General features: G+C 60.7%; 5 protein-coding genes. 2 read left to right on the forward strand and 3 right to left on the reverse strand.

The window, feature by feature from the left end; genetic code table 11:
- Positions 1-24: 24 nt before the first annotated feature.
- Genes glgC through glgB form a run of 3 tightly spaced genes read right to left on the reverse strand, consistent with a single transcriptional unit; the run spans position 25 to position 7,678 of the window.
- Entirely contained in the window at positions 25-1,326 is a 1,302-nt protein-coding gene (gene glgC / locus Q0349_RS02455) for a glucose-1-phosphate adenylyltransferase (RefSeq protein WP_298079280.1), read from the reverse strand.
- A complete protein-coding gene (gene glgX, locus Q0349_RS02460; RefSeq protein WP_298079286.1) occupies positions 1,323-3,344 on the reverse strand; it encodes a glycogen debranching protein GlgX in 2,022 nt (673 codons plus the stop codon). Before glgX ends, glgC begins: the two co-directional genes overlap by 4 nt.
- The gene (gene glgB, locus Q0349_RS14030; RefSeq protein WP_366916257.1) at positions 3,344-7,678 is read right to left on the reverse strand and encodes a 1,4-alpha-glucan branching protein GlgB; all 4,335 of its coding nucleotides are present in this window, start codon (positions 7,676-7,678) and stop codon (positions 3,344-3,346) included. The genes glgX and glgB overlap by 1 nt, the downstream gene beginning before the upstream one ends.
- A 263-nt stretch (positions 7,679-7,941) precedes the next feature.
- On the opposite strand from glgB, the gene argS reads away from it, so the two are divergent.
- Together argS and Q0349_RS02480 are read left to right on the forward strand one after the other, a co-directional pair.
- Positions 7,942-9,720, forward strand: coding sequence for an arginine--tRNA ligase (argS, locus tag Q0349_RS02475; protein ID WP_298079283.1), 1,779 nt, complete (start codon positions 7,942-7,944; stop codon positions 9,718-9,720).
- Positions 9,720-10,322: an SPOR domain-containing protein gene (locus Q0349_RS02480; RefSeq protein ID WP_298079284.1), complete on the forward strand. Its 603-nt coding sequence runs from the start codon at positions 9,720-9,722 to the stop codon at positions 10,320-10,322. The genes argS and Q0349_RS02480 overlap by 1 nt, the downstream gene beginning before the upstream one ends.
- Positions 10,323-10,410 lie beyond the last annotated feature (88 nt).

The following is a 10,410-nucleotide window of genomic DNA, read 5'->3' on the forward strand; positions in this document are numbered from 1 at the left end:
AGGGGGTCGTTTGGTTGTTGTTTTTTAGTCCTCCGCTGCTTTTTCGCGTTTGTCGGCCAGTGCTTTGAGCATGGTTTTGGTGACGAGGACGACGCCGCCCTGGCTGACGCGGAAGCGTTGTTTGTCCAGTTCGGCATCGACGCCAATTTGCATTCCATCCGGGATGGCGCAGTTGCGGTCGATGATGCAGCGGCGCAGCACGCAGTTTTTGCCGATGCGTACTTGGGGCAGGACGACGGCGTAGTCGATGTGCGAGCCTTCTGACACCTGGACGCGGTCGAAGATGACGGAGTTGCTGATTTCGGCATCGGTGATGACGCCGCTGCCGCCGATGAGCGAGTTGTCGATGGTGCGCGCGTGGCTGTGCTTGTAGAAGAATTTGGTCGGCGCGGTTTGTTTGGGCACGGTGCGTATCGGCCAGCTTTCGTCAAACATATCCAGTTGCGGGTATTCGCTGACGAGATCGATGTTGGCGCTCCAGTAGCTGTCGATGGTGCCCACGTCGCGCCAGTAGATGGTGCCTTGGGTGTTGCGTCCTTTGCTGGATTTTTCGAAGGGATGCGCATAGACGACGCCTTCGCGCACGCCTGCCGGGATGACGTCTTTGCCGAAGTCGTGCGAGGTTTCCGGGCTGGTCGCTTCGCGCTCAAGGACTTGGTAGAGGTAGTCGGCGTCAAAGACGTAGATGCCCATTGAGGCGAGCGAGGAGCCGGGGCGGTCAGGCATGGCGGGCGGGTCGGCGGGTTTTTCGACGAAGGCTTTGACTTTGAGTTTTTCGTTCACGGCCATGACGCCGAAGGCGGTCGCCTGTTCGCGCGGCACTTCGATGCAGCCGACGGTGGCTTTGGCGCCGCTTGTTATGTGGTCGCGGATCATCTGCATATAGTCCATTTTGTAGATGTGGTCACCGGCGAGGATGACGACGTATTTGGGCTGGTAGTGGTCTTTCATGATGTGGACGTTTTGCCAGACGGCGTCGGCGGTGCCCCGGTACCAGGTTTGGTCGTTGAGTTGTTGGCGCGCGGGCAGCATATCGACGAATTGTCCGCGTTCGCGCGGCAGGAAGGACCAGCCGTGCTGGAGGTGGCGCAGGAGCGAGTGCGCTTCGTATTGGGTGATGACGCCGATTTTGAGCAGGCCGGAGTTGATGCAGTTGGAGAGGGCGAAGTCGATGATGCGGTGGCCGCCGCCGAAGTACACCGCCGGTTTGGCGCGCTGGTCGGTGAGTTCAAAGAGGCGGGAGCCGCGTCCGCCGGCAAGGATGAGGACGAGGGTTTCGTTGGCGATTTCGTCTCTGGACGGGTAGATGGTTTCTTTCGGTGTCATGGGTGTGCTCCTGTCAGGGTGTTGGGTTTTGTGCCGTTTTGTGTTTTTTGCAAAACGCTCACGCTCATGTGCGCAAGGTTGGCCTCACGGGGGTTTGGTTGTTTCAGTCCGTCGCCGAGGAGCGGTTGCCAGTCGCCCGCAGGCAGGATGTAGTGTTGTTCACCCCGGTTTGCGTTGAACAGAATCAGGTATTTGTCCTGTAATTCCAGTACCAGTGCTTTGCTTGCTTCGTTGTGCCAGTCGGTGTCGCACATGGCTTCGCCGTGTGCGTTGTACCAGCGGGCGTTGTCGCTGTGCCACCAGTCGTCGTAGATGCCGTCCGCCGCCAGTTGTTGGCGCAGGGCAATGAGTGCGCGGATGTGCTCGCGCAGTTCGGGGTGGTCGTGCTGCCAGTCAATCCAGGTGGTGGGGTTGTCCTGGCAGTAGCTGTTGTTGTTGCCGTGCTGGCTGTGGCCGCGTTCGTCGCCGGACAGCAGCATCGGCACGCCTTGCGCAAGCAGCAGGCTGGCAAGCATGGCTTTGCGGCTGCGCAGTCGTTCGGTCTGGATGGCGGGGTCGTCGCTTTCGCCTTCGACGCCGTGGTTCCAGGAGTAGTTGTGGTTGTCGCCGTCGCGGTTGGCTTCGCCGTTGGCTTCGTTGTGTTTGTAACTGTAGGTGACAAGGTCATGCAGGGTGAAGCCGTCGTGCGCGGTGAGGTAGTTGATGGAGCTGTGGGCTTCGCGCCAGTCGTGGCGGAAGATGTCGTCGCTGCCGCTGATGCGCTGGGCGAGCGCCCCCAGCCAGCCGTTTTCCCACAGCCAGAAGCCGCGCATATCGTCGCGGAAGCGGCCATTCCATTCGGAGAAGCGCGCCGGGTACTGGCCGAGGTTGTAGCCGCCGGGGCCGATGTCCCACGGTTCGGCAATCATTTTGATGCCCGCCAGTTCCGGGTCTTGCTGGATGGCGGTGAAGAATCCGGCGCGGGCGTCGAATGCCGGGGTGCGTCCCAGGGTGGTGCAGAGGTCGAAGCGGAAGCCGTCGATGTGGTATTCGCGCACCCAGTAGCGCAGGCTGTCCAGTACCCATTGCATCACTTCGGGGTGGGCGAGGTTCACCGCGTTGCCGCAGCCGGTGTGGTTGATGTAGTCGCCGTGGTCGTTCAGCCAGTAGTAGTGCTGGTTGTCGATGCCGCGCTGGCATAGGGTGGGGCCGTAGATGTCCTGTTCGGCGCTGTGGTTGTAAACCACGTCCAGGATGATTTCGATGCCCGCCCGGTGCAGGGTTTTGACGAGGTGTTTGAGGTCATCCGCGCTGCCGTAGCGTTTGTCCGGGATGTTGTGCGCATAGACGTTGTAACCCCAGTAGTTGCTCATGCCGCGTTGTTGCAGGTGGATTTCGTCCAGATGCTGGCTCACCGGCAGGAGTTCTACGGCGGTGATGCCGAGGTTTTTCAGGTAGGCGATGCTCGCCGGGTGCGCCATGCCGGCGAAGGTGCCGGCGATGTCGCGCGGGATGGCGGGGTTTTGTCGGCTGAAGCCTTTGACGTGCGCCTCGTAGATGATGGTGTTTTTCCACGGGGTGCGTGGCGGCGCGTCGTCTTCCCAGTCAAAGCGGCTTGCGCCGACGACAATGCTTTTTGGCGCAACGGCGGCGTTGTCGCGCGGGTCGTCGTGATGGTAGTACGCGAGTTCGTCGGCGTCGCGGTATTGCGGCAGGCGGTCGATGGCTTTGGCGTAGGGGTCAAGCAGCAGTTTGCGGGGGTTAAAGCGGCCACCGCCGTGGTTTTCGCCATCGACCCGCCAGCCGTAGTGCTGGCCGACGCCGCTGTCCGCGACGAAAACGTGCCAGATGTCGCCGCTTTTGTGGGCGCGCACGCGGCGTTCTTCGCCGTCGTCGTCAAAGAGGCAGAGGGTGACGGCAGTCGCGTGGCGGCTCATCAGGGCGTAGTTCACGCCCTGATGGTTGGCGATGGTCATCGGTGTGCTGCCCAACGGGTACGGTCGTCCGGGGTGGCAGAGCAGCGGCGGTTTGTGTTTCATCACGCGCCTGCTCCGCTGGTGTCGAGCGCGAGGTAGATGGTCGCGAGCGGCGGCAGGGTGAGGTTGAGCGACTGGGGCTTGCCGTGGCTGCCGACGCTTTCGGTATGGACGGTTTTGCCGCCGCTCATGCCGCTGCCGTTGTACTGCGCGTCGTCGGAGTTCAAGATTTCGTGGTAGGTGCCTGCCTGGCTGACGCCGATGCGGTAGTTTTCGCGCGGGACGGGGGTGAAGTTGCTGATGATGATGACCGGGTTGCCTTTGCCGTCGTGGCGGGCGAAGGCGACCACGGATTGTTCGGCGTCATCGACAACGAGCCATTCAAAGCCTTCGGGCTGGCAGTCCTGTTTCCACAGTGCCGGGTGGTCGCGGTAGGCGTGGTTGAGGTCGCGTACCCATTTTTGTACGCCTTCGTGCCAGCCGCCGTATTCGGGGTCAAGCAGGTGCCAGTCGAGGCTTTCTTCGTAGTTCCATTCGCGCCCCTGGGCAAATTCGCAGCCCATGAACAGCAGTTTTTTGCCGGGGTAGCCCCACATATAGCCGTAGTAGGCGCGCAGGTTGGCGAATTTTTGCCAGCAGTCGCCCGGCATTTTCGAGAGCAGCGAGCCTTTGCCATGTACGACTTCGTCATGCGAGATGGGCAGGACGAAGTGTTCGCTGTACTGGTAAATCATGCCGAAGGTGAGCAGGTTGTGGTGGTATTTGCGGTGTACCGGCTCTTCGCGCATATAGCGCAGGGTGTCGTTCATCCAGCCCATGTTCCATTTGAACTGGAAGCCGAGGCCGCCGATTTCGGTGGGGTGGCTGACGCCGGTGAAGGCGGTGCTTTCTTCGGCGATGGAGACGGCACCGCGCTGTTCGTTTTGCAGGATGGCGTTGGTGCGTTGCAGGAAGTTGATGGCTTCGAGGTTTTCGCGCCCGCCGTACTGGTTCGGCACCCATTCGCCTTCTTTGCGCGAGTAGTCGCGGTAAATCATCGAGGCGACGGCATCAACGCGCAGACCGTCCACGCCGTAGTGTTCAACCCAGTAGAGCGCGTTGCCGGTGAGGAAGTTGCGTACTTCGTGGCGGCCAAAGTTGTAGATGAGGGTATTCCAGTCCTGATGGTAGCCTTCGCGCGGGTCGGCGTGTTCGTAGAGCGGGGTGCCGTCGAAGCGGACGAGGCCGTATTCGTCCGTGGGGAAGTGGCCGACGACCCAGTCAAGCAGGACGTAGATGCCTGCCTGGTGCGCCTTGCGGATGAAGTCGCACAGCGCTTGCGGGCTGCCGTAGCGGCTGGTCGGTGCGTAGAGGCCAAGCGGCTGGTAGCCCCAGGAGCCGTCAAAGGGAAATTCGGACAGCGGCAGCAGTTCGATATGGGTAAAGCCCATTTCCTTGACGTAGCTGATGAGTTCGTCGCCGAGTTGTTCGTAGTCGAGCCAGTAGTTGTTTTCCGGGTTGCGCCGCCATGAGCCGAGGTGGACTTCGTAGATGCTGATGGGCGCGTCGATGCCGTTGGCAGCGATGCGCTCAGGGTTGTAGGGTTGTTTTTCCGGCAGGCGGACGACTTTCGAGGCGGTCTCCGGCCGCATTTGCGCGGCAAAGGCATACGGGTCGGACTTGAGGCGGATGTTGCCGTTGGCGTCCAGGATTTCGTATTTGTAGAGCGCGCCTTCTTCAAGGTTGGGGACGAAGATATCCCAGATGCCGCTTTGCGGGTGGAAGCGCATGACATGGCGGCGGCCATCCCAGAAGTTGAAGTCGCCGACGACGGAGACGCGCCGCGCGTTCGGCGCCCAGACGCTGAAATTGACGCCGGAAACGCCGTCGCCGTGCTGCATCAGGTGCGCGCCGAATTTTTCGTACGGGCGCAGGTGCGTGCCTTCGGCGAGCAGCCAGTTGTCGAAATCTTGCAGGGTCGAGGTGAAGCGGTAGGTGTCTTCAATAATGTATTTGTCCGCGCCGTACTGCACTTCGAGCAGGTAATGCAGGCGCGGGTCGGCATTGAGCGTGGCGATGAAAAAGCCGCGTTCGTCCAGCACGCTCATCTCCGCCAGCGGCTTCTTGCCGTCTTTGGCAAGCACGCGCACCGCGTCCGCCCCCGGCAGCAGCACGCGGATAATCACGCCGCTGCCGCTTTCATGCGGCCCCAGGTATGAGAACGGGTCGGCAAAGGTGCCAGCAAAAAGCTGGTCTATCAGGTATTTATCAACGGATGTCACTTCTACTCCTCCTATCAGTGTGGCAACAGATGCGGGTACGACCACCGCCGTGGGCTGGCGCTCGCGGACGTGGGCGCGGGTGGCAACGATATGGCGCAGCATCGCGTGCAATTGCGGGTCTTTGCCCATCGCCGCGATGTCCTCCGGCAGGCGGTAACGCCAGTTCGGATACGCGTTGGCAATACCGGGAATATTGAACGAGGCGGTAATCGGCAACAGGTTTTCCGGCTGGATGGCAAACAGCTTGCTGCGGCTCATCGCGACAAAGCGGTGCAGCGCCAGCACAATCGCATGGTCCAGCACCTCGCCGTCGTGGCTCGCGTCCAGCACGTCCGCTTGCCTGAGCGCCGCGAGAATCTGCTGCTTGCGCTCCCGCCGCTGCGCCAGCAACTGCTGGTACTGCGCCGGGGTCTCAAAGACGCCCAGCCCGTTCATCGTCTCGATGTCGTTGTTCGTCCAGAAACCCAACAGCGGCGCGAGGTCATGCGTACTGACCACGGCGAGCGCCTGATCGTGGTAATACTCCGGCATCCAGTAATTGCCGTCGTTGTGGTTGAAATACATCACGCTGTACGAATAGACGGCGTACTCACGCAGCGCGCGGCGCATCTCCTCCGGCACAATGCCCAAATCCTCACCGACCACCACACAGCGTTCACGGTGGCTCTCCAGCGACAAAATCGCCATCAAATCGGCAATCGGATAACGCACATAGGCGCCAAAATTGGCGCTGTTGCCATAAGCAATCCACCAAAGGCGACAAAGCGCCATCACATGATCAATGCGCAAAATGCCATAGACGCGCATATTGGCGCGCAACATCTCGATAAACACGCGATAACCGCTGCGCTTCAACCGTTGCGGATGCAGCGGCGGCAAATTCCAGTTCTGCCCGGCAGGGCCCAGTTCGTCCGGCGGCGCGCCAATCGACACCTGCAAACAGTACATCTCGCGGTGAATCCATGTATCCGCGCCGCCGCGCGACACGCCAACCGCCAAATCACCATACAGCCGCAGCGCCATCCCCGCCTCATGACAGGCCATGCGCACCAAATCCAGCTGCTCCGCCATCACCCATTGCAGCCACATATAAAAACGGATATCCGCCTCGTGCGACACCGCAAACGCCTGCACCGCCGCACTGTCCGGGTAACGGTACGCCTCCGGCCAGCCGAGCCAACCGACCGTATCCTCACTGAACGGAATCGACGCGGTCTGCGCATAAAAATGATGATCAAGCGACTCAAACGTCGCAAACAGCCGCAATTCCCGCCCGCCTCGGTGGACAAACTCCTCAAACGTCCCGCGTGCGGCGACAAACGCCTCCTGCGAGACAAAATCATGAAAAATCAGGCGTAGCGCGCGCATCTTCAGCGCCATTACCTGCGCATAATCGACCCAGTCGGCCTCGCGCAACCGCGAAAGCACCGCCTGCGTCTCCGCATCCGAAAACCACGCCTGCGCCGACGGCGACGTCTGAAACAACTGCATCCCGCCGACATCAATATAAATCGGGTTCAACCAGCGCCGCGACGACGGACTATAAGGACTCGCCCAATTGGGCCGCGACGAAAACAGCGCGTGCAGCGGATTGATGCCGAGAAAATCAATCCCGTCCTCGCCAAAATCCATCGCCAGACGGCGCAAATCGCCCAAATCACCAATGCCCCAGTTAAACGCCGAACGCAGACTGTACACCTGCACATTCATCCCGCTTAACCGCTCGCCCTGACGCAACATCTCCGGCTGATACACCTGCTTCGGCGCCACAATCACCAGACAGCGCCGCATCTGGTGCGCGCCGTGCAACTCCAGCGTGTAATACCCCGGCGGCAGCGGCGGCAACTCAATCCGCTCGCCCTCCATCATCACAAACGAATACGGCAGACTGTTGCCCTTCTCATCGAGCAAATACGCGGCGGCACAGCGCGACAATACCCCGCCCACCGGCAACAGCGACACCATCTCCGGCGCAATATTGAACACCTCGTCAAAATCGGCGACAAACGGCTGGCCGGGCGCGGTCAAAATCGCCGCGAGCGAGGACAAAACCTCATCAGGCACGCGGACATAACTGCCATCGGCAGCAAAAAAATCCGCCTCAATCCCTAACAACCTGAACTGCTCGCTGTTCATTACCAACACTCCTGCACAGAACTTCTGTTGAAGAACTGTTAAATTAACATGAGAGCAACTTAACACACCTGACTGTAAAAAGACACATTAAAACACATCATGCTGATTTCAAAGCCAATAAAAAACCACAAAAGACGTGAGAAAATGCACAAAATCGCAGCAGAAAACGCCGCCATGCAAAAAACAAAACCAATTGGCAACCTTTTGGCAAGAAGCTAGAATAAAGCGCTTACAACCCACACAGACCTTCCGCGAGAAAACCCGTGAAAACCCGCATCCTGACTGGCCTGACTGCCGCCCTGCACACCGTCGCACAAAAACAACAAATTGACCCGAATCAACTCGCCCAAACCCCGGAACTTGGCCGCAGCAAAAACCCCGCGCACGGCGACTACACCACCAACGTCGCCATGCAACACGCCAAAACCCTCGGCATGAACCCGCGCCAACTCGCCGAAGCCCTCATCGCCGCCCTGCCGGAAATCCCCGGCGTCGCCGCCCTCGAAATCGCAGGCCCCGGCTTCATCAACATCCGCCTTGAGAGCGGCAGCGACAGCGCCGTCCTGGCAGACATCGTGCGCGAAGGCGACGCCTTTGGCCGCCACACCGCCGAACACCCACAAAAAATCCTGCTCGAATACGTCTCCGCCAACCCGACCGGGCCGCTGCACGTCGGCCACGGACGCGGCGCCGCCTACGGCGCGACCCTCGCCAACATCCTCCGCGCCAACGGTCATCACGTCGAAAGCGAATACTACGTCAACGATGCCGGGCGACAAATGGACATCCTCGCCCTCTCCGTCTATTGGCGCTATATGCAAGAATGCGGCAGCGACCGCGCCCTGCCACAAGGCATCTACCAGGGCGACTACGTCAAAAACATCGCGCGCGAACACTACGCCCGCTACGGCGAACAGCACTACCACGCCCCGGAAAACTGGGTACCCGCCCACCCGGCAGAATGGAGCGCAGAAGCCATCGACAACGGCGAACGCGACGCCTGGATAGACGCAGCCATTGCCGCCCTCAAACAAACCCTCGGCGAAGCCGACTACCGCGCCATCTTCGACGCAGGACTTGACGCCGAAGTCGCCGACATCCGCGAAGACCTGCAACAATTCGGCGTCACCTTCGACCGCTGGTACTCCGAACGCTCACTGTTCACCGCAGGCCGCATCGAACAAATGCTGGACATCCTGCGCGCGCGCGGCTACCTGTACCAACAAAACGGCGCGCTCTGGTTCCGCGCCAGCGACTTCGGCGACGAAAAAGACCGCGTCGTCAAACGCGAAAACGGCATCACCACCTACTTCGCCTCCGACATCGCCTACCACTACGACAAATACCAGCGCGGCTACGACCGCATGATCGACATCTTCGGCGCCGACCACCACGGCTACATGGCGCGCGTCCGCGCCTCACTCGCCGCCCTCGGCCTCGACCCCGAAAAACTCGACATCACCCTGGTGCAATTCGCCGTGCTCTACCAAAACGGCGAAAAAATCCAAATGTCCACCCGCTCCGGCCAATTCGTCACCCTGCGCGACCTGCGCGCCCAAGTCGGCTCCGACGCCGCGCGCTTCTACTACATCATGCGCAAACCCGAACAACACCTCGACTTCGACCTCGACCTCGCCGTCTCGCACAGCAAAGACAACCCCTACTACTACGTCCAGTACGCCCACGCGCGCACCAGCCGCGTCCTCGAACGCGCGCGCGAAGAAAATATCAACTTCGACCCAACCGCCGCCCTTGCAGCGCGCGAACACCTCACCGAACCCGAAGAAAAAGCGCTCCTGCGCGAACTCGCCCGCTACCCCGACACCATTGCCGCAGCGGGCAACCAAATGGCGGGACACCTCATCGTCAACTACCTCAAAGACCTCGCCGGCGCCTGGCACCAATACTACGACGCCGGCCACAAAGTACTGCACGACGACGCCGCGCTGCGCGACGCCCGCCTGCTACTCACCCACGCCGTGCGCCAGGTGCTGCGCAACGGCCTGAACATCATCGGCGTCGCTGCCAGGGAACGGATGTAATGGCCAAAAAACCAAACAAACCGGACAACTACCTCGCCGCCCGCTTCCTCGGCGGCTCGATGATGGCGGTCGTCCTCATCGTCTTTGGCTTCGTGCTGGGCAATATGTTCGGGCAAAAAGACGGCAACAGCCGCAGCGACGACGCCAACCCGCAAATCGCCAAAGCACAGCCCGCCGCAGCCGCCAAACCGGCACGCCCGGCGATAGCCAGCACCCCGCGCAAAAGCAGCCAGCCAAAATACTCCTTCTACAACGAACTCCAGCGCCGCAGCGAAGAAGTCCGCGCCGAAGCCGCCGCGCCCGCTGCCAAAACAGACAAACCTGCCGCCGCCAAAACCGAAAAAAAACCGCGCCCGCCAACCGTCAAAGGCGCGAACTACCGCATCCAGGTCGGCGCCTTCAAAGACAAGACACAGGCCGAACAAATGCGGAAAAAAGCGGCGCTGGGCGACCTGCCGGTTGAAGTCATCTACGGCGAAAACAAACACTACCTCGTCCTCGTCGGCCCCTACGCCAGCAAAGACCAGGCGATCGGCATCCAGAAAAAACTCGAAGGGCAGAACATGAGTACCCTGCTCAAAACCTACAACAATGCGCCGTAACCCCGCCGCATTGCCTCCCCCAAAATGCGCCCCGGTGCGCTACCTCCCGCTGGATAAAACAACCGCTGCCCGCATACCCGCCGTTCTG

Origin of the sequence: uncultured Cardiobacterium sp., assembly GCF_938028185.1 — a bacterium.
In the GTDB taxonomy this organism is placed as follows: Bacteria; Pseudomonadota; Gammaproteobacteria; order Cardiobacteriales; family Cardiobacteriaceae; genus Cardiobacterium.

What these genes read in the sequence shown, in the direction of transcription:
- glgC (WP_298079280.1), bottom strand. Translation starts at nt 1,326, where the DNA reads ATGACACCGAAAGAAACCATCTACCCGTCCAGAGACGAAATCGCCAAC.
- glgX (WP_298079286.1), bottom strand. Translation starts at nt 3,344, where the DNA reads ATGAAACACAAACCGCCGCTGCTCTGCCACCCCGGACGACCGTACCCG.
- glgB (WP_366916257.1), bottom strand. Translation starts at nt 7,678, where the DNA reads ATGAACAGCGAGCAGTTCAGGTTGTTAGGGATTGAGGCGGATTTTTTT.
- Q0349_RS02480 (WP_298079284.1), top strand. Translation starts at nt 9,720, where the DNA reads ATGGCCAAAAAACCAAACAAACCGGACAACTACCTCGCCGCCCGCTTC.